Genomic DNA, 18,031 nt, shown 5'->3' with positions numbered 1-18,031 from the left:
CAATGCGCACTGGTGAGCCCCTGCCCGCCGTGGGGGAAGTCCTCACCGCCCTCGCGACCGGCCTGTGGCACTGGGACACCGCCACGGAGCTGGTCACGGTCGACGCGGAGGCGGCTCGGCTGCTCGGGCTGCCCGCCGAGGGGTGCACCCTCACGGAGGCCCAGGCACGCGCCCGTCTCCACCCGGTCGACTGGAACGAGATCATCAGCGTCGTCGGACTCGCTGTCGCCGAGGACACGCTCGCCGAGGTCCGGATCAGGATCATGGACAACCTGGGCCGGGTGATCCGCACCGTACGCAGTCGCTCCAAACCCTCGTACGACGCGGACAAGAAGTCGTTCCAGCTGATCGGCACCCTCCAGGAAGTCACCGAACCCGTGCCCGGCACCCCCGCCGGGCGCACCGCGGTCACCGGCGACTGGCGACGTTCCCGCGAGGCCTTCCTGCTGGACGCCGGCCGCGCCCTCGCCGAGGCCCGCTCGACCGCCGAGGTCCTGCGGGTCGCCGCGGGCCTGTCCATGCCCGGCTTCAGCCCCGACGGCCTGGCCGTCTTCGGCGTCGAGGGCGACCGCCTGACGATCATCGGCCACCACGGGCAGCAGCCCGGCGACGAGAGCCCCTTCTCCCACATGGCCCTGGAGACGGACTATCCCGCCGCCGAGGTCGTACGCACGGGCCGGGCCGTCTACCTCTCCAGCCCCGAGGCCTACCGCGCCCGCTACCCGGTCACCTGGCCGCTCGCCCAGCACTTCGACCGGCAGTCATGGGCGTTCCTGCCCCTGACGGTGTCCGGCCGCACGATGGGCGCGTGGATGGCGGGCTTCGCCTACCCGGTGGCCTTCACACCGGACGAACGCTCGGTACTGACGACGGTGGCACGCATGCTGGCCCAGGCCCTGTCCCGCGCCGGCGTGACCGAGTCGGAGCGCGAGCTGACCGACGGCCTCCAGCGGTCCATGCTCCCCACCCTGGGCCCGGAGATACCGGGCATGACCATCGCCGCCCGCTACGTCCCCACCGGCGGCGGCCTCCAGGTCGGCGGCGACTGGTACGACATGATCCCGCTGCCCGGAGGCACCTCCCGGACGGGGTCGGGCGGTGGTCGGTTCGCCCTGGTCATCGGGGATGTCCAAGGCCATGACGTGCGGGCGGCGGGCCTGATGGGCCAACTCCGCATCGCCCTGCGCGCCTACGCCTCCGAGGGCCACCGCCCCGACGCGGTCCTCTCCCGCGCCTCGCGCTTCCTGAACGGCATGACGTACGGCTCCATCGGTGACGGGGACCCCACCGACCCGAGGTTCGCGACCTGCCTCTACGTCGAGGCCGACCCGGAGACCGGCGTCCTGGAGGTGGCCCGGGCCGGCCATCCCGAGCCGGCGATCCGCATGACCGACGGCACGGTCCTGGCCCGCCGCACGGACGGCGGCCTCCCCCTCGGCATCGACCCGGACGCCGACTACCCCACGACCCGGATCGTCCTGGAGCCCGGCGAAACGCTCATGCTCTGCACCGACGGCCTGATCGAGACCGGCGGCCACGACTTCGAGACGGGCTGGAAGCGCATCCGCACCATCCTGGAGACCCACGACGGCGACCTGGAGGAACTCGCCGACGCCCTGGTCCAGGCAGTCCACGGCCCCTCCTCCCACCACACCCCCGGCCCCCTGGCCGACCGCCGCGAGGACGACATCGCGGTCCTGCTGCTGTCCCGGCAGGGCGAGAGCCGCGACCACGGCGGCACCTTCACCCCACGGCCGGCGGTCCGCCGCACGATGCTCTCGGTGGCCCAGGCGGAACCGCAACGCGTCGGCTTCGCCCGCCAGCACCTGCGCGAACTGCTGCACGACTGGTCCTCGGCCGACCAGGTCGACTCCGCGGTCCTGCTGCTGTCGGAGATGCTGACGAACGTCCTGGTCCACACCGACGCGGACGCACTGCTCCTCGCGGAGGTCCACGGCGAGGCGGGCGCCCGCCGGATGCGCATCGAGGTCACCGACACCAGCGACGACCTCCCGCACAAACGCCGCCCCGGCGAACTGGCCTCCTCCGGCCGGGGCCTGATGCTGATCGAACTCCTCGCGGACCTGTGGGGAGTCGACCCCCGGGGCGAAGGCAAAAGCATCTGGTTCGAACTCCACGAGCCCCCCGGCGAGACGCCGGAGTAGGACGACGCAGTCCGCCCGACTTCGAGCGTGCTGAGACTGTGCTCCAGAAGCACAGTCTCAGCGTTCCCGCAGGCGGAGAGTGGCGACGAGACCGCAGCGCGCTCACAGGACAGGCCCGAAGCCGCAAGACAAGATTGCGGCTTCGGGCCTGCGTCGTGCCGTACCGGACCTACAGCCCGCCCTCAGTCATTCCGTGCACCGCCGGGACCGTCCCCAGGCGCCCCTTCTGGAAGTCCTCGAACGCCTGCTGCAGCTCCTCGCGGGTGTTCATCACGAAGGGGCCGTAGTGCGCCATCGGTTCACGGATCGGACGGCCGCCCAGGAGTACGACCTCCAGGTCCGGCGCGTTGGAGTCCTGCTTCTCGTCAGCGCGGACCGTCAGGGAACCGCCGGCCCCGAAGACCGCCGTCTGGCCCAGGTGGACCGGTCGCCGCTCGGCACCGACGCTGCCACGGCCCGCCATCACGTACGCCAGGCCGTTGAAGTCCTCACGCCACGGAAGCGTGAGCTCGGCGCCGGGTGCCACTGTCGCGTGGATCATGGTGATCGGGGTGTGGGTGATACCGGGGCCCTCATGGCCGTCCAGTTCACCGGCGATGACGCGGAGCAGCGCACCACCGTCGGGGGTCGACAGCAACTGCACGTTGCCGCCCCGGATGTCCTGGTACCGCGGCGCCATCATCTTGTCCTTGGCCGGCAGGTTCACCCACAGCTGGAGCCCGTGGAAGAGACCGCCGGACATGACGAGCGCCTCCGGCGGGGCCTCGATGTGGAGCAGGCCCGAGCCGGCCGTCATCCACTGGGTGTCGCCGTTGGTGATGGTGCCCCCACCACCCTGACTGTCCTGGTGGTCAAAGATCCCGTCGATGATGTACGTGACGGTCTCGAAGCCGCGGTGCGGATGCCAGGGGGTCCCCTTCGGTTCGCCCGGCGCGTAGTCCACCTCGCCCATCTGGTCCATCATGATGAACGGGTCGAGCTGACGGTAGTTGATCCCGGCGAAGGCCCGGCGTACCGGGAAGCCCTCCCCCTCGAAGCCACTCGGCGCGGTCGTCACGCTGAGGACGGGACGGGCCACCGCGTCCGCCGTCGCGGCCACGCGCGGCAGGGTCAGCGGGTTGTCGACAGTCACTGCAGGCATGTCGGTACCTCCTTGTGGTTCGAGTTTAGTTGAGCGTTGAACTTTCTGCCACCCCTAACGGCAGAAGCCCGGAGGACATTCCCTCCGGGCCGTTCCGTACGGGCCGTACCGTGTCAGTTGCTGAAGTACAGGTACTTCCATGCCCCGTACGTCGTCGAGTTCACGGTGTCGCCGGACGAGCCGTTGACGTACACCGACCGCATCCGCGCCCGGATGCCGGACTCACCGGGCGCTCCGAGGGTGACGGCCGATTTCCCGTTCGTACCGAGCGGGAAGTACTGCGAGCCCGAAGAGTGCCACGAGCCGCCGTAGTAGACCTGGAGATCCATGCGCTGCTGACGGCCCTGGTAGTAGGTCATCGTCGTGGTGAGCAGCGGGTCGGTGTTCTTGTGGAACCAGTAGTACGGCGTCGAGCCGATCTTCGCGGTCTTGTAGTGCTTGGAGACGGCCGTGGAGATCTTGACCCGGGCGTACGCGGTGGACGTCACCGTCTTCGGCTTGTAGCGGGCGTCGCCCGAGAAGACCGCGGTGACCGTCGTGTCGCGGGCCATGTCCACCGGGACGCTGATGTTGCCGTCGGCGTTGACGTTGCCGGTCTTGATCAGCTTCTTGGCCTTGTCGCTGCCGAAGGGATCCGCGTAGACCGAGACCGAGCGGTTCTTGTACGTCGTGCCGAGGTGCGCGGTGAACTTCACGTCGGTGCCGTGGTCGTACAGCTTGCCGTTGTTGTTCAGGCTCAGCGGGGTGGCGGCGCGGGAGACCTCGACGCTGTCGGAGGCGCCGGCCTGCAGGTGGTCGGCGTCGCCCGCGTGGGCGACCTTGTAGGTGACCTTGCCGCCGGCCGGTGGGGTGTCCGTGAAGGAGTAGGTGCCGTCGGGCTTCACCGTGGTGGTGGGCAGGGCCTTGCCGTTCGGGTTCTCCAGATCGGTTCGGGTGACGGTCAGCCGTGTGTCGGCGGCGAAGGGGACCGTCGCCGTGATCTTTCCCGTGACGCTGAGCTGCTTGGCGCGGGTGGCCGTGGCCGGGGCGTTCACGGTGAGGGTCGGCACGCTTCGGGCCGGGTCGGTGAGGACCTTGAGCGTGTAGCCGCCCGGCGACGACACGAACGCGAAGATCCGGGAGGCGTCCGGGGCCCAGGCGAGGTCGGCCGCGTCGGCGGTGTAGGTCCGGATCGGCGTGGTGGCGCCGGGCGCGTAGACGGAGACGCGGTAGTCGCCGACCGGTGAGACCTGGGCGACCAGGCCGTTCGGTGCGATGTCCGCGCTCTGCCCGGCGGGGTAGGCGCCGGCCTGTGTGAACGTGCCGTCCGCGAAGGCGTTCCGGTCCGTGCCGTCCACCAGGACCTGCGGGGTGCCCGGCACGAGGTCGATGTCGTCGCCGATGTACTGCAGTGCGTAGGTGTCGTCGTGCGCGGCGACCACCCGCGGGGTGGCTCCGGAGACGTCGAGGACGGTCAGCAGGTCCTTGGTCGTGTCGTAGAAGTCGGTCGCGCCGACGGCCAGCAGACCGGGTGCGGAGGGGTCGGTGTCCAGGTGGGCCGGGCTGGAGACGCCGTGGTTCTTCAGCGGGAGCTGCCCGAGCGTCACCGGGTCGGTACCGCTCGCCGGGTCCACGGCCGGGTCGACCGAGCCGAGGTCGCTCTCCGTCTCGGCGCCGTACTCGCCGTAGGTGAACCAGACCTTGCCGCCGGCGGCCTCGAGGTACAGCGGGCCGATGCCGGCGGCGACGGGGTAGTGGGCCTTGACGTCGAGGGTGGCCGCGTCGATGGCGACGATCTCGTGGCTGCCGCGCGCCGCGGCGTACAGGGTGGTGCCGTCGTCCGACAGTGCCAGGTCGAAGATGCCGTCGATGCCGTTCACCGAGTCGACGCGGTTGCCGTTGTAGTCCGTGGCGACGATCCGGTCGTTCGCGTCGTCGCCGACGTAGACCCGCTTGAGCGTGCCGTCCACGACGATGCCGGCGGGTGAGCCCACGGTGACGGAGGCGGCCGACGCGGGTCCGGCCGACAGGGCGGTCAGCACCGCCGAGCTGAAGAGGAGCGCGAGCGACGTCGCGGCCGCGGTGCTGCGCATGCGCAAAGTGATGAACCCCCACAAGAGATCCCGGGGTCGCCGGGAGATGAGAGCGCCGCGCGGCGCCCGGACGCGGACCGCGGGTGGGCGGTGGCGTGCGGGGCGCGGCTGCCGGAGGGAACTCTATGGCATGCCTGTGACAAGCGAAGGGGGAATTTCCCGCCGTGGTGGCGGCTAGCCGTACATCCTCCGCATCGCGAACTCCACCATCTGTTCCACGGCCTTCGCGTCGAAGACGATGCGGTGTTCGCCCTCCATGTCGAGGACGAAGCCGTAGCCGGTCGGGAGGAGGTCGAGGACCTCGGCGCCGGTGATGACGAAGTACTTGGACTCCTTGCCCGCGTACCGGCGCAGTTCCTTGAGCGTGGTGAACATGGGGATCACCGGCTGCTGGGTGTTGTGCAGGGCGAGGAATCCGGGGTTGTCGCCGCGCGGGCAGTAGACCTTGGAGGTGGCGAAGACCTGCTGGAAGTCCTCGGCGGCCAGCTGGCCGGTGGTGAAGGCACGCACCGCGTCGGCGAGGGAGGGCGGGGACGGCTCGGGGTACAGCGGCGGCTGCTGGCCGTACCCGCCCGCACCGCCGGCCATGGGCTGCTGCGGTGGGACGCCGTACTGCTGCTGGGTACCAGCATTCTGGTCGTAGCCGTACATGGGCGTAAGCGTACCGAGAGCCGGGCGGCGGGTGGACGGCTGTGGGTACCTGGGAAATCGACAGGCACCTGACAGCCGCTGTCCTGGTTTTCGGGCGGCGCGGGCTCGTAGCGTCGGTTCATGCGCCGACATGACGACGACGAGGTCCACGAGCACGAGGTCCATGAGCACGACCGGGGCCTCGCCTACGACCTTCCCGTTCTCGCCCGCCGACGGATGATCCGGCTCATGGCGGGAGCGAGCCTGGTGCCGTTGGCGGGCTGTACCGCCGACGGTTCCTCCTCTCCTGCGGCCGCGAGCCCGCCTTCATCGGCGTCGGCGGGCGACGCGGGCTCCGCCGAGTGCGTCACCGTCCCCGAGGAGACCGCGGGCCCCTACCCCGGCGACGGTTCGAACGGCGTGAACGTCCTGAAGGAGAGCGGGGTGGTGCGCGGTGACATCACCCGGAGTTTCGGCGACTCCGCGGGCGGTACCGCCGAGGGCGTGCCCCTGACGTTCACGCTCACGGTGGTGGACGCCGGCTCCGGGTGCGGGGCGCCGAGGAAGGGCGCCGCCGTCTATGTCTGGCACTGCGACCGCGAGGGCGGTTACTCCCTCTACACCGACGGCGTCGCCGACGAGAACTACCTGCGCGGTGTCCAGGAGACCGACGACGCGGGGCAGGTCACGTTCACCAGTGTCTTCCCGGGCTGTTACACCGGCCGCTGGCCGCACATCCACTTCGAGGTCTACGGCAGCCTCCGGGACGCGACGGGTGCCACCGCGATCACGAACACCTCGCAGCTCGCCCTCCCGAAGGACGTCTGCGACACGGTGTACGCCACCGAGGGGTACGAGCGGAGTGTGGACAACCTGGGCCGGCTCTCCCTGGACACGGACATGGTGTTCCGTGACGGGCACGACCAGCAGCTCGCGACGGTGCGGGGGAGTGTCCGGGAGGGGTACAGGGCCACGTTGACCGTTGCGGTGTGAACCTTCGCGGTGTGAACCGTCACAGATGGCGGGATCGGGTTGCGACTTATTACCGACGGGTAGCATCATCGTAGCTACTTGTTGGTATGTGAACTGGTGCGAGGAACCAAGTGCCTCGCCGATCTCAACGGAGCCGGAGCCATGGGGCACTACAAGTCGAACCTCCGCGACATCGAGTTCAACCTCTTCGAGGTGCTCGGGCGCGACAAGCTGTACGGCACGGGCCCCTTCGCGGAGATGGACGTCGAGACCGCGAAGAGCATCCTGGAGGAGCTGGTCCGCCTCTCGGAGAACGAGCTTGCGGAGTCCTTCACCGACGCCGACCGCAACCCGCCGGTCTTCGACCCGGAGACGAACACCGCGCCGGTCCCGGCGTCCTTCAAGAAGAGCTACAAGGCCTTCATGGACTCCGAGTACTGGCGGCTCGGCCTGCCCGAGGAGATCGGCGGCACCACGGCTCCGCCGTCCCTGATCTGGTCGTACGCGGAGATGGTCCTCGGCGCGAACCCGGCCGTGTGGATGTACTGCTCCGGCCCGGCGTTCGCCGGGATCCTCTTCGACGAGGGCAACGACGTCCAGAAGCACATCGCGAAGATCGCGGTGGAGCGGACCTGGGGCTCGACGATGGTGCTCACCGAGCCCGACGCGGGCTCCGACGTCGGCGCGGGCCGTACCAAGGCGACGCAGCAGGAGGACGGCTCCTGGCACATCGAGGGCGTCAAGCGCTTCATCACGTCGGGTGAGCACGACATGGAGGAGAACATCCTCCACTACGTGCTCGCGCGGCCGGAGGGTGCCGGCCCGGGCACCAAGGGTCTGTCCCTCTTCCTCGTACCGAAGTTCCTCTTCGACTTCGAGACCGGCGAGCTGGGCGAGCGCAACGGCGTCTACGCGACCAACGTCGAGCACAAGATGGGCCTCAAGGCGTCCAACACCTGCGAGATGACCTTCGGCGACCGGCACCCGGCCAAGGGCTGGCTGATCGGTGACAAGCACGACGGCATCCGCCAGATGTTCCGCATCATCGAGATGGCGCGGATGATGGTCGGCACGAAGGCGATCTCCACGCTGTCGACGGGCTACCTCAACGCCCTCGAGTACGCCAAGGAGCGCGTCCAGGGCCCCGACCTGGCGAACTTCATGGACAAGGCCGCGCCCAAGGTCACCATCACCCACCACCCGGACGTACGCCGCGCGCTCATCACGCAGAAGGCGTACGCGGAGGGTATGCGAGCCCTCGTCCTCTACACGGCCTCGATCCAGGACGCGATCGCCGTCAAGGAGGCCGCGGGCGAGGACACGAAGACCGAGCACGCGCTGAACGACCTGCTCCTGCCGATCGTCAAGGGCTACGGCTCCGAGAAGGGCTACGAGCAGCTCGCCCAGTCGCTCCAGACCTTCGGCGGCTCCGGGTTCCTCCAGGAGTACCCGATCGAGCAGTACATCCGCGACGCGAAGATCGACACCCTGTACGAGGGCACGACCGCGATCCAGGGCCAGGACTTCTTCTTCCGGAAGATCGTCCGCAACCAGGGCTCGGCCCTCAACTCCCTCGCCGAGGACATCAAGAAGTTCCTGGCGCTTGGCACCGGCGGCGAGGACCTCGCGGGCGCCCGTGAGCACCTGGCGAAGGCGGCCGTCGAGCTGGAGGCCATCGTCGGCATCATGCTGACCGACCTCGCGGCCACCGAGCAGGACGTCAAGAACATGTACAAGGTGGGCCTCAACACCAGCCGCCTGCTGATGGCCTCCGGTGACGTCGTCGTCGGCTACCTGCTCCTCAAGGGCGCGGCGATCGCCGCCGAGAAGCTGGAGACGGCCTCCGCGAAGGACGTGGCCTTCTACACCGGCAAGATCGCGGCGGCGAAGTTCTTCGCGGCCGACGTCCTGCCCGGCGTGACCCTGGCCCGCAAGATCGCCGAGGGCGTCGACCTGGACGTGATGGAACTGGACGAGGCCGCGTTCTAGGACACATCTGTACAGCTGCACACGTCCTCACGAGAGCCCGCTCCCCATCCCGGGAGCGGGCTCTCGTACGTCGTTAAGGTGAACCCCATGAGCGCACCCCACCGCCTCGACCGCGGCCACACCGACGACCTCATGACCTTCCTGGCGGCGAGCCCCACGCCGTACCACGCGGTGGCGAACGCCGCCGAGCGGCTGGAGAAGGCCGGCTTCCGCCAGGTCTCGGAGACGGACGCCTGGGACGCGGACACGGCGACGGGTTCCGCCGCGGGAAGCGGCGGCAAGTACGTGCTGCGCGGCGGCGCGATCATCGCCTGGTACGTCCCCGAGGGTGCGGCGCCCCACACGCCGTACCGGATCGTCGGCGCGCACACCGACTCGCCCAATCTGCGGGTCAAGCCGCTGCCCGATGCCGGCGGCCACGGCTGGCGCCAGGTCGCCGTGGAGATCTACGGCGGACCGCTGATGAACTCCTGGCTCGACCGCGACCTGGGCCTCGCGGGCCGGCTCACCCTGCGGGACGGTTCGACGCGGCTGGTGAACGTGGACCGGCCGCTGCTGAGGGTGCCCCAGCTCGCCATCCACCTGGACCGCGCGGTGTCCTCCGAGGGGCTCAAGCTCGACAAGCAAAGGCATCTGCAGCCCATTTGGGGTCTCGGGGACGATGTGCGCGACGGTGACCTGATCGCGTTCCTGGAGGAGGAGTCGGGGCTCGGCGCGGGCGAGGTGACCGGCTGGGACCTGATGACGCACCCCGTGGAGGCGCCCGCCTACCTCGGCCGGGACCATGAGCTGGTGGCCGGCCCGCGGATGGACAACCTGCTGTCCGTGCACGCGGGCGTGGCCGCGCTGACCGCGGTGTCCGCCCGCCCCGATCTGCCGTACATCCCCGTGCTCGCCGCCTTCGACCACGAGGAGAACGGTTCGCAGTCGGACACCGGCGCGGACGGGCCGCTGCTCGGCGGGGTCCTGGAGCGCTCGGTGTTCGCGCGCGGCGGGTCGTACGAGGACCGGGCACGGGCCTTCGCGGGCACGGTGTGTCTGTCCTCCGACACCGGGCACGCCGTGCACCCCAACTACGCGGAGCGGCACGACCCGACCCACCACCCGCGCGTCAACGGCGGGCCGATCCTCAAGGTCAACGTCAACAACCGGTACGCCACGGACGGTTCGGGCCGGGCCGTGTGGGCCGCCGCCTGCGAGAGGGCCGGTGTGCCCTTCCAGACCTTCGTCTCCAACAACTCCATGCCCTGCGGCACGACGATCGGTCCGATCACGGCGGCACGGCACGGCATCAAGACCGTCGACATCGGTGTGGCGATCCTTTCGATGCACAGCGTCCGGGAGTTGTGCGGCGCGGACGACCCGCATCTGCTGGCGAACGCTCTGGTGGCGTTCCTGGAGGGGTAGTTCGGGAGAAGTGGGGGTACCCGGGAGTTCGGACCGGAACGACCGGACCGGACAGGGAGGCGACACTCATGGGCCTCGGCGGGTGCATCATTCTCATCGCCGCGGGAGCAATCCTCACGTTCGCCACCGACTGGCACATGCAGGGGGTCAACCTCGACCTGGTCGGTGTGATCCTCATGATCGTGGGATTGATCGGCGTGACGACGTTCAGCAGCATCGCCCGGCGGCGGCGCGTGGTGGTACCGCCGGCGACTCCGACGGTCATCCAGGAGGAGCGCGGGCGCCGGGACGGATACTCCGACGGCTACGGCATGTAAGTCGGATTGACGGCAACCGCGAGCAATCCGTGATGCGGGTTGGGCCCGGGGGGCCGAGGCAGTGCCGGGCGTGAACCACCAGCACACCCAGGGGCTCCCCGGGCTCCGCTCCACGACGACCGTCACGGAGCCTGGTCCGGTGTCACCGGTGCAGCGCGTGGCCCGTGGTCACGTCCACATGGGCCGGGACCTCGTCGTGGCGGTCGCCGACCGTGGACGTGCCGGTGGGTTCGAGGAGCAGGATGTCGGTCGGGACCGGCGCGTAGGGCTTGTGCTCGGTGCCCCGCGGGACGGTGAAGACGGAGAGCCGGGGCAGGACGACCGTGCGCTCGCCGGCCGGCTCCCGCAGCGCGATGTGCAGCTCGCCCTCCAGGACCAGGAAGAACTCGTCGGTGTGGTCGTGGACGTGCCACAGGTGCTCGCCCTCGACATGGGTGACGCGGACGTCGTAGTCGTTGACGGCCGTGACGACACGGGGGCTCCACTGCTGGGTGAAGGAGGCCAGGGCGGCGGGCAGGGAGACGGGTTCGTTGGTCATGGCGTCATCGTGCGGGGTGGCCGGGGCGGCGTACCAGTGCTAGGAAACGCACATGCCGCAAGGATCCTCTCAGCCGCAGCACCGTCCGCACCGGGTCGCCGTGATCGTCGACGAGGGCACCAACCCCTTCGAAGTGGGCGTCGCCACCGAGATGTTCGGGCTGCCGCGGCCCGAACTGGGGCTGCCGGGGCCGCTGTACGAGGTGACCCTGTGCGCGCCGGTTCCCGAAGTGCGTATGAACCACGGCTTCTTCACCCTGACCGGAGTCCCCGGCCTGGACGCCGTGGACGACGCCGACACCCTCGTCGTGCCAGGACGGCCGGACAACGTCGTACCGCGCGGGGCCGCCGTACGGGAGGCGATCCGCCGCACACACGCGCGTGGCGGCCGGGTGATCAGCCTGTGCACCGGAAGCTTCGCGCTCGCCGAGGCAGGACTGCTCGACGGCCGGCGGGCCACCACCCACTGGATGTGGGCCGACGCCTTCCGCGAGCTGCATCCCCGGGTGCGGCTGGAACCCGACGTGCTGTTCGTGGACGAGGGGGACGTCCTGACGGCGGCGGGCAGCGCGGCCGCGCTCGACCTCGGGCTGTACGTCGTCCGGCGGGACCACGGCGCCGAGATCGCCAACGCCGTGTCACGACGGCTCGTCTTCGCCGCCCACCGCGACGGCGGGCAACGGCAGTTCGTGGAGCGGCCCGTGCCCGACGTACGGGACGAGTCACTGGGCCCGCTGCTCGCGTGGGCCCAGGAGCGGCTCGGGGAGCCGCTGACGGTGGCCGATCTCGCGGCCCGCGCGGCCGTCTCCCCCGCGACCCTGCACCGCCGCTTCCAGGCCCAGCTCGGTACGACCCCGCTGGCCTGGCTGACGGGGGAGCGGGTGGCGCTGGCGTGCCGGCTCATCGAGCGCGGGGAGGAGCGGCTGGACGTGGTGGCGGCCAGGAGCGGTCTGGGCACCGCTGCCAACCTCCGCGCGCGTGTACGCCACGAAACCGGCCTCAGCCCATCGGCCTACCGCCGCCGCTTCGGCCCGGCCACCGGGGAGACGATGCCGGCATGAACGTACGAGGACACCGCGTCCTCCCCCGCGAGTCGCCCCGGCCCACCACGAACCCCCACGCACGCGCAGCACAAGACCGGGAAGAGCCCGTCCGCCTACCGCCGCGGCTCGTCCCGGGTGTCCGCTCTCGCCACCCTCGCCTCACACGCAACTCTCCTGGACGACTCCTACCCGGCCCCCGTGATGGCCGGTCCCTCCCGGGGAAGTGATCAGGGCATGAGATTCCTCGTGCGCGACCGGCTGCTCGGCTTCGGTGACGACTACTGGATCGAGGACGACCAGGGCAACAAGGTCTTCCTCGTCGACGGCAAGGCGATGCGCCTGCGGGACACCTTCGAGTTGAAGGACACCCGCGGCCGGGTCCTGATCGACATCCGGCAGAAGATGTTCGCGCTGCGCGACACCATGCTGATCGAGCGGGACGGCGAGCCGCTGGCGACGATCAGGAGGAAGCGGCTGTCGCTGCTGCGCAACCACTACCGGGTGGCCCTCGCCGACGGGAGCACCGAACTCGACGTCAGCGGCAAGATCCTCGACCGCGAGTTCGCCGTGGAGTACGACGGCGAGCTGCTCGCGGTGGTCTCACGGCGGTGGCTGCACGTCCGCGAGACCTACGGCGTCGACATCGTCCGCGAGGACGCCGATCCGGCGCTGCTCATCGCCGTGGCGGTGTGCGTGATCCACCTCGCCGAGAAGGAGCGCGAGGACGACTGACGCGGTGATCGGCGGATCTCAGAGCACCCGGTCCTTCAGGGCCGGGAACTGCTCCCTGGTCACGGCCACCTTCCCGGGGTCGAACTCCACGGTGAGGACCTCCTCGCCCGCACCCGCCTCCGCCAGCACCTCGCCCCACGGATCCACCACGATCGAGTGACCCGCCTGCGGAACTCCCGCGTGCGTCCCGGCCGTTCCACAGGCGAGCACGAACGCCTGGTTCTCGACCGCCCGCGCCTGGGCCAGCAGCGTCCAGTGTGCCCGGCGGCGCTCCGGCCAGCCCGCCGGCAGGACCAGGGTCTCGGCACCGGCGTCGACGAGCCCGCGGAAGAGTTCCGGGAACCGGAGGTCGTAGCAGGTGGCGAGCCCGACGGTCGTGCCGGGCAGGTCGACCGTCACCAGCTCCTCGCCCCGGCCCATCAGCACGGCCTCGCCCTTGTCGAAGCCGAAGCGGTGGATCTTGCGGTAACTGCCGGCCAGTTCACCGGCGGGGGAGAAGAAGAGCGACGTGTTGTAGAGGCCGCCGTCCGGCGCACGCTCGGGGATCGAGCCCGCGTGCAGCCACACGCCCGCGTCGCTCGCCGCCTTCGCCATCGCCTCGTACGTCGGTCCTCGCAGCGGCTCGGCCTCGCGCCCGAACTCCTCGAAGGCGAACGCCCCGGTGGTCCACAGCTCCGGCAGCACGACGAGGTCGGACCCCGTCTGCTCACGCACCAGAGACGCCACACGACCCCGCCGCGATACGACCGATTCGCCCTCATCCACGGCGATCTGGATCAGAGAGGCGCGCACACTACCACCGTCCTGGCATTCGAGCCGTTCACACGGGCCTACGATCGTCACACGAAAGCACTGCCGGGGTGCCTCACAGCAGCGTAACTTAGCGTTTCAAGACACCCGCCGACAGCCACCACCTCCACTGGCAACGACGCCATCACCAGCCCGTGCTACGACCGCCGAGGGGTCCCGTTCCGTGAGTCTGCATCCCACCCTCCAGCCCTACGCCGACGCCTGGACCCACTCCATCGAAGCCATATCCGAGCTGGTGAACCCCCTCGCGGAGGGAGAGTGGAACCGTCGCACGCCGTGCCCGGGCTGGTCTGTCCGGGACATCGTGTCTCACGTCATCGGCCTGGACACCGAGATGCTGGGCGACCCGCGCCCCATCCACTCGCTGCCCCGCGACCTCTACCACGTCACCAACGAGCACCAGCGGTACACGGAGATGCAGGTCGACGTCCGCCGTCACCACACGGCGCCGGAGATGACGTCCGAACTCGAGTACGTGATCATCCGCCGCAACCGTCAACTGCGCAACGAGTCGCGCGACCCGGGCACCAAGGTCCGCGGCCCCCTCAGCACCGAACTCACGCTCGAAGAGTCGATGCGCCGGCACGCCTTCGACGTCTGGGTGCACGAACAGGACCTGCGCACCGCCCTCGGCCGGCCCGGCAACCTGGACTCCCCCGGCGCCCACATCGCCTGTGACGTCCTGCTCGCGGCGCTGCCCGACATAGTGGCCACCAAGGCCGACGCGCCCCGCAGTTCGGCGATCGTCATCGACGTCCACGGCCCCATCGAGTTCCTGCGCACGATAAGGGTCGACATCCAGGGCCGCGGCACCCTGGAGACCGCTCCCGCACTCGGCCCCGCCGCCACCCTCAGCCTGGACTGGGAGACCTACGTCCGCCTGGCCTGCGGCCGCGTGTCCGTGGACTCGGTGGCGGACCGGGTGAAGGCGGAGGGCGCCCCGGAACTGACTTCGGCGATCCTCCGGAACTTCTCGGTGACGCACTAGGCGCGGCGGCACCCCGCGAGCGCGGGCGAGCGAGACCACCCGGCCCCGGCGGCGTGCGCCTACGCGGGTACGTGCACCGTCTCCACCCGGCTGGCCACCAGCCGCTCCCGCTCCCGCCGTGCCGCCCGCTTCCGCAGCCGCAGGATCTGGCTGACGCCGAGCGCCTGGAGCACGAAGACGGACGAGAAGGCGACGCGGTAGTTCCCGTCGGTCGCGTCGAGGAGCACACCGACGGCGAACAGCGTGGTCATCGAGGCGACGAAGCCGCCCATGTTCGTGATGCCGGAGGCGGTGCCCTGCCGTTCCGGCGGGTTCGCCGGCCGCGCGAAGTCGAAGCCGAGCATCGACGCCGGCCCGCACGAGCCGAGCACCGCGCACAGCACGATCAGCAGCCACATCGGCGCGTGGTCACCCGGGTACGCCAGCGTGGCCGCCCACAGCACGGCCGTCGCCCCCACCGTCCCGAGCGCGAGCGGCAGCCGGGCCTCGTGATGCCGGGCGACGACCTGGCCGTAGACGAGCCCGACGACCATGTTGGACAGCACGACCAGCGTGAGCAGTTCGCCCGCCACCGCGCGCGACAGCCCCTGCGCCTCGACGAGGAACGGCAGGCCCCACAGCAGCAGGAACACCATCGCCGGGAACTGCGTCGTGAAGTGCACCCACAGTCCGAGCCGGGTGCCCGGCTCCCGCCAGGACGTGGTGATCTGCCGCCGTACGTAGGCCGCGCCCCGGTGCGGGAACGGCTCCGGCTCGTGGCCCTCGGGATGGTCCTTGAGAAAGAGGAGCAGGAGCACCAGCACCACGACCCCGGCGAGCGAGCTGCCCGCGAACGCGGCCGTCCAGCCGATGCCGTGCAGCAGCCGGGCCAGGACCAACGTGGAGACCAGGTTGCCCGCCATGCCGGCGAGCCCGGCGAGCTGAGCGACCAGCGGACCGCGCCTGGCCGGGAACCAGCGGGTGCCGAGCCGCAGCACGCTGATGAAGGTCATCGCGTCGCCGCAGCCGAGCAGGGCACGCGAGGCGAGGGCGGTGCCGTACGACGGTGAGAACGCGAAGCCGAGCTGTCCCGCCGTGAAGAGCACCACGCCCAGGGTCAGCACCTTCTTGGTGCCGAGCCGGTCGACGAGCAGTCCGACGGGTATCTGCATGCCCGCGTAGACGAGGAGCTGGAGGATCGAGAAGGTCGACAGGGCCGAGGCGTTCACATGGAAGCGGTCGGCCGCGTCGAGGCCGGCGACCCCGAGGGACGTACGGAAGATGACGGCGACGAAGTACACGGAGACGCCGATGCCCCATACGGCCATCGCGCGCCGCCCGCCCGGAGGGTCGCCGGGGAGCCGGTACTGGCTCATCGGACCTCGCCCCGGGCCAGGTGGGAGAACCACTCGACGTGCCCGTGGATGAGGCCCACGACCGCGTCCGCGTCCCCGGAGCGCAGGGCCGTCAGGATCTGCTCGTGCTCGACGAGGGTCTTGGTGATGCGGTCCGGGTGGGCGTGCATCACGGCGACGCCCATCCTGAGCTGGCGGTCTCGGAGCTGGTCGTAGAGGCGGTTCAGGATCTCGTTGCCGCCGCTGCGGACGATCTCCGCGTGGAAGCAGCGGTCGGTGACGGCGGCGCCCGCCAGGTCCCCGGCGGCGGCCTGTTCCTTCTGCTGTGCGAGCAGTTCCTCAAGGCGTGCGATGAGCTGCGGGGACGCCGGCAGGGCCTTGCGCGCGGCGTGCCCCTCGACGAGCTGCCGGGTCTCCACCACGTCCGCGATCTCCTGGGCGGAGACGGGCAGGACCAGAGCTCCCTTTTTCGGGTAAAGCTTGATCAGCCCCTCGACCTCCAGCCGCAGCAGCGCCTCGCGCACCGGGGTCCGGGACACTCCGACGGCCTCGGCGAGCTCGCCCTCGGTGAGCAGGGTCCCGCCCTCGTAGAGGCGGTCCAGAACGCCGTGCTTGACGTGGGCGTATACGCGGTCGGCGGCGGGGGGCTGTTTCACGGCCAGACTCATGCCGACAGCTTAGATACAACACGTACGCAAGATGGGAACCGTCCAGCATGCGGACCCCCGACGGTCGCCCCGGCCGCTGAAACCCACACCCGCCCCAACTGGCGCACAACCTTCCGTGCTATCTACGAGTCAGACATGTGCGGCCTCAGCTTTTTCCCCACCAACTCGGCCGCACCACAGGGTCATTCGACGTATTCGGGGTATTTAAGTTGATTACCGCCACCAAGGGCTTCCGGGCCCGCAGAGCCGCAGCCGTCGCCCTGACGACCGGCGCAGTGCTCGCCACCGGAGCTCTCACCGCGGCACCCGCGCAGGCGCTGACGACGCCCACCATCACCGCCAAGGGCGGATTCCTGATGAACAGCGCGACCGGCGCGACGCTCTTCAGCAAGGCGCCCAACACGAAGCGGCTCACCGCTTCCACCACGAAGATCATGACCGCGAAGGTCGTCCTGTCGCAGTCGAACCTGAATCTCGACACGAAGATCACCATCAAGAAGGCGTACAGCGACTACATCGTCGCCAAGGGCGCCTCCTCCGCCCACCTGATCGTCGGCGACAAGGTCACCGTCCGTCAGCTGCTCTACGGGATGATGCTGCCGTCCGGCTGTGACGCCGCGATGGCCCTCGCCGACAAGTTCGGTACCGGAACGACGGTCTCCGCACGCACGAAGTCGTTCATCGCGAAGATGAACACGACGGCGAAGAACCTCGGCATGACGAACACGAAGTTCGACTCGTTCGACGGGAACAGCAACGGCGCGAACGCCTCGACGCCGAAGGACCTCACGCTGCTCGCCCGCAACGTGATGAAGAACTCGACCTTCAAGACCGTCGTCAAGACCAAGTCGTACACGGCCAAGACGATCACGAAGACCGGCAGCACCCGCACCATGGCTGCCTGGACGAACACCAACACCCTGCTCGGCTGGAACGGCACGCTCGGCATCAAGACCGGCTCGGGCACCCAGTCCAAGTACTGCCTCGTCTTCGCCGCGACGAAGAACGGCGAGTCCGTCATGGGCGCCGTCATGACCGCCCCCGACGCGACCAACCGCACGGCCGACGTGAAGAAGCTCATCACGTACGGCTACGCGAAGATCAGCTGACGCCGGTCGAAACAGGGACTCGAAACCGGGCGAGGGGGGGGGGGGGGGGGGGGGGGGGGGGGGGGGGGGGGCGGGGGGGGGGGGGGGGGGGGGGGGGGGGGGGTGGGGGGGGGTGGA

16 protein-coding genes are annotated in these 18,031 nt (G+C 69.9%); 9 read left to right on the top strand and 7 right to left on the bottom strand.

From position 1 onward, the window contains the following. Positions 1 to 2 precede the first annotated feature (2 nt). On the top strand, positions 3 to 2,165 hold the full coding sequence (locus ACZ48Z_RS22845; protein ID WP_468737699.1) for a SpoIIE family protein phosphatase: 2,163 nt from the start codon (positions 3 to 5) through the stop codon (positions 2,163 to 2,165). 169 nt (positions 2,166 to 2,334) lie between these two features. Here ACZ48Z_RS22845 and ACZ48Z_RS22840 read toward each other — a convergent pair whose 3' ends face one another. From ACZ48Z_RS22840 to ACZ48Z_RS22830, 3 genes are all read right to left on the bottom strand, one after another. Beyond that, positions 2,335 to 3,306, bottom strand: coding sequence for a pirin family protein (locus ACZ48Z_RS22840; RefSeq protein ID WP_468737698.1), 972 nt, complete (start codon positions 3,304 to 3,306; stop codon positions 2,335 to 2,337). Between the two features lie 113 nt (positions 3,307 to 3,419). Continuing rightward, complete coding sequence (locus tag ACZ48Z_RS22835; protein ID WP_468737697.1) at positions 3,420 to 5,378, bottom strand: YncE family protein; 1,959 nt, start codon at positions 5,376 to 5,378, stop codon at positions 3,420 to 3,422. Positions 5,379 to 5,552: 174 nt separating this feature from the next. Next, complete coding sequence (locus ACZ48Z_RS22830; protein ID WP_468737696.1) at positions 5,553 to 6,029, bottom strand: SseB family protein; 477 nt, start codon at positions 6,027 to 6,029, stop codon at positions 5,553 to 5,555. A gap of 120 nt (positions 6,030 to 6,149) precedes the next feature. Between ACZ48Z_RS22830 and ACZ48Z_RS22825 the strand changes: the two genes are divergently transcribed. The 4 genes from ACZ48Z_RS22825 to ACZ48Z_RS22810 all read left to right on the top strand — a co-directional run bounded on the left by ACZ48Z_RS22825 (position 6,150) and on the right by ACZ48Z_RS22810 (position 10,693). Then, the gene (locus tag ACZ48Z_RS22825; protein ID WP_468737695.1) at positions 6,150 to 7,001 is read left to right on the top strand and encodes a dioxygenase family protein; all 852 of its coding nucleotides are present in this window, start codon (positions 6,150 to 6,152) and stop codon (positions 6,999 to 7,001) included. A gap of 141 nt (positions 7,002 to 7,142) precedes the next feature. Next, positions 7,143 to 8,969, top strand: a complete 1,827-nt coding sequence (locus ACZ48Z_RS22820; RefSeq protein WP_468737694.1) for an acyl-CoA dehydrogenase — start codon at positions 7,143 to 7,145, stop codon at positions 8,967 to 8,969. 87 nt (positions 8,970 to 9,056) lie between these two features. Continuing rightward, on the top strand, positions 9,057 to 10,376 hold the full coding sequence (locus tag ACZ48Z_RS22815) for a M18 family aminopeptidase (RefSeq protein ID WP_468737693.1): 1,320 nt from the start codon (positions 9,057 to 9,059) through the stop codon (positions 10,374 to 10,376). A 68-nt stretch (positions 10,377 to 10,444) separates the two neighbouring features. After that, positions 10,445 to 10,693 (top strand): DUF6458 family protein, encoded by a 249-nt coding sequence (locus ACZ48Z_RS22810; RefSeq protein WP_468737692.1) that lies wholly within the window; start codon positions 10,445 to 10,447, stop codon positions 10,691 to 10,693. A 142-nt stretch (positions 10,694 to 10,835) separates the two neighbouring features. Here the strand turns inward: ACZ48Z_RS22810 and ACZ48Z_RS22805 are convergent, their stop codons facing one another. After that, the gene (locus tag ACZ48Z_RS22805) at positions 10,836 to 11,231 is read right to left on the bottom strand and encodes a cupin domain-containing protein (RefSeq protein ID WP_468737691.1); all 396 of its coding nucleotides are present in this window, start codon (positions 11,229 to 11,231) and stop codon (positions 10,836 to 10,838) included. Positions 11,232 to 11,283: 52 nt separating this feature from the next. On the opposite strand from ACZ48Z_RS22805, the gene ACZ48Z_RS22800 reads away from it, so the two are divergent. Next, a complete protein-coding gene (locus tag ACZ48Z_RS22800) occupies positions 11,284 to 12,291 on the top strand; it encodes a GlxA family transcriptional regulator (protein ID WP_468737690.1) in 1,008 nt (335 codons plus the stop codon). A 216-nt stretch (positions 12,292 to 12,507) separates the two neighbouring features. After that, entirely contained in the window at positions 12,508 to 13,005 is a 498-nt protein-coding gene (locus tag ACZ48Z_RS22795) for an LURP-one-related/scramblase family protein (RefSeq protein ID WP_389099430.1), read from the top strand. Between the two features lie 18 nt (positions 13,006 to 13,023). Here ACZ48Z_RS22795 and ACZ48Z_RS22790 read toward each other — a convergent pair whose 3' ends face one another. Next, positions 13,024 to 13,797: a carbon-nitrogen family hydrolase gene (locus ACZ48Z_RS22790; protein ID WP_468737689.1), complete on the bottom strand. Its 774-nt coding sequence runs from the start codon at positions 13,795 to 13,797 to the stop codon at positions 13,024 to 13,026. A 181-nt stretch (positions 13,798 to 13,978) separates the two neighbouring features. Here ACZ48Z_RS22790 and ACZ48Z_RS22785 point away from each other — a divergent pair, with 181 nt between their 5' ends. Beyond that, positions 13,979 to 14,803 (top strand): maleylpyruvate isomerase family mycothiol-dependent enzyme, encoded by an 825-nt coding sequence (locus ACZ48Z_RS22785; protein WP_468737688.1) that lies wholly within the window; start codon positions 13,979 to 13,981, stop codon positions 14,801 to 14,803. Between the two features lie 59 nt (positions 14,804 to 14,862). Here the strand turns inward: ACZ48Z_RS22785 and ACZ48Z_RS22780 are convergent, their stop codons facing one another. Both ACZ48Z_RS22780 and ACZ48Z_RS22775 read right to left on the bottom strand, forming a co-directional pair. Next, positions 14,863 to 16,158 carry an MFS transporter gene (locus ACZ48Z_RS22780; protein WP_468737687.1) on the bottom strand — a complete coding sequence of 432 codons (1,296 nt, stop codon included), beginning with the start codon at positions 16,156 to 16,158 and terminating at the stop codon, positions 14,863 to 14,865. Continuing rightward, positions 16,155 to 16,805, bottom strand: coding sequence for a GntR family transcriptional regulator (locus ACZ48Z_RS22775; protein WP_468737686.1), 651 nt, complete (start codon positions 16,803 to 16,805; stop codon positions 16,155 to 16,157). The genes ACZ48Z_RS22780 and ACZ48Z_RS22775 overlap by 4 nt, the downstream gene beginning before the upstream one ends. A 209-nt stretch (positions 16,806 to 17,014) precedes the next feature. Here ACZ48Z_RS22775 and ACZ48Z_RS22770 point away from each other — a divergent pair, with 209 nt between their 5' ends. Further along, positions 17,015 to 17,914, top strand: coding sequence for a D-alanyl-D-alanine carboxypeptidase family protein (locus tag ACZ48Z_RS22770; RefSeq protein ID WP_468737685.1), 900 nt, complete (start codon positions 17,015 to 17,017; stop codon positions 17,912 to 17,914). The last annotated feature ends 117 nt before the right edge of the window (positions 17,915 to 18,031 follow it).

Source organism: Streptomyces sp. NPDC031225 (genome assembly GCF_055570355.1).
The sequence above is the reverse complement of the archived record's forward strand: the minus strand, read 5'-3'. Positions and strand labels throughout refer to the sequence as shown.

Excerpts from the sequence above, each read along its gene's own strand:
- ACZ48Z_RS22840 (WP_468737698.1), bottom strand. The coding sequence starts at position 3,306 with ATGCCTGCAGTGACTGTCGACAACCCGCTGACCCTGCCGCGCGTGGCC.
- ACZ48Z_RS22835 (WP_468737697.1), bottom strand. The coding sequence starts at position 5,378 with ATGCGCAGCACCGCGGCCGCGACGTCGCTCGCGCTCCTCTTCAGCTCG.
- ACZ48Z_RS22825 (WP_468737695.1), top strand. The coding sequence starts at position 6,150 with ATGCGCCGACATGACGACGACGAGGTCCACGAGCACGAGGTCCATGAG.
- ACZ48Z_RS22830 (WP_468737696.1), bottom strand. The coding sequence starts at position 6,029 with ATGTACGGCTACGACCAGAATGCTGGTACCCAGCAGCAGTACGGCGTC.
- ACZ48Z_RS22800 (WP_468737690.1), top strand. The coding sequence starts at position 11,284 with ATGCCGCAAGGATCCTCTCAGCCGCAGCACCGTCCGCACCGGGTCGCC.
- ACZ48Z_RS22815 (WP_468737693.1), top strand. The coding sequence starts at position 9,057 with ATGAGCGCACCCCACCGCCTCGACCGCGGCCACACCGACGACCTCATG.
- ACZ48Z_RS22805 (WP_468737691.1), bottom strand. The coding sequence starts at position 11,231 with ATGACCAACGAACCCGTCTCCCTGCCCGCCGCCCTGGCCTCCTTCACC.
- ACZ48Z_RS22795 (WP_389099430.1), top strand. The coding sequence starts at position 12,508 with ATGAGATTCCTCGTGCGCGACCGGCTGCTCGGCTTCGGTGACGACTAC.
- ACZ48Z_RS22810 (WP_468737692.1), top strand. The coding sequence starts at position 10,445 with ATGGGCCTCGGCGGGTGCATCATTCTCATCGCCGCGGGAGCAATCCTC.
- ACZ48Z_RS22780 (WP_468737687.1), bottom strand. The coding sequence starts at position 16,158 with ATGAGCCAGTACCGGCTCCCCGGCGACCCTCCGGGCGGGCGGCGCGCG.
- ACZ48Z_RS22820 (WP_468737694.1), top strand. The coding sequence starts at position 7,143 with ATGGGGCACTACAAGTCGAACCTCCGCGACATCGAGTTCAACCTCTTC.
- ACZ48Z_RS22845 (WP_468737699.1), top strand. The coding sequence starts at position 3 with ATGCGCACTGGTGAGCCCCTGCCCGCCGTGGGGGAAGTCCTCACCGCC.
- ACZ48Z_RS22775 (WP_468737686.1), bottom strand. The coding sequence starts at position 16,805 with ATGAGTCTGGCCGTGAAACAGCCCCCCGCCGCCGACCGCGTATACGCC.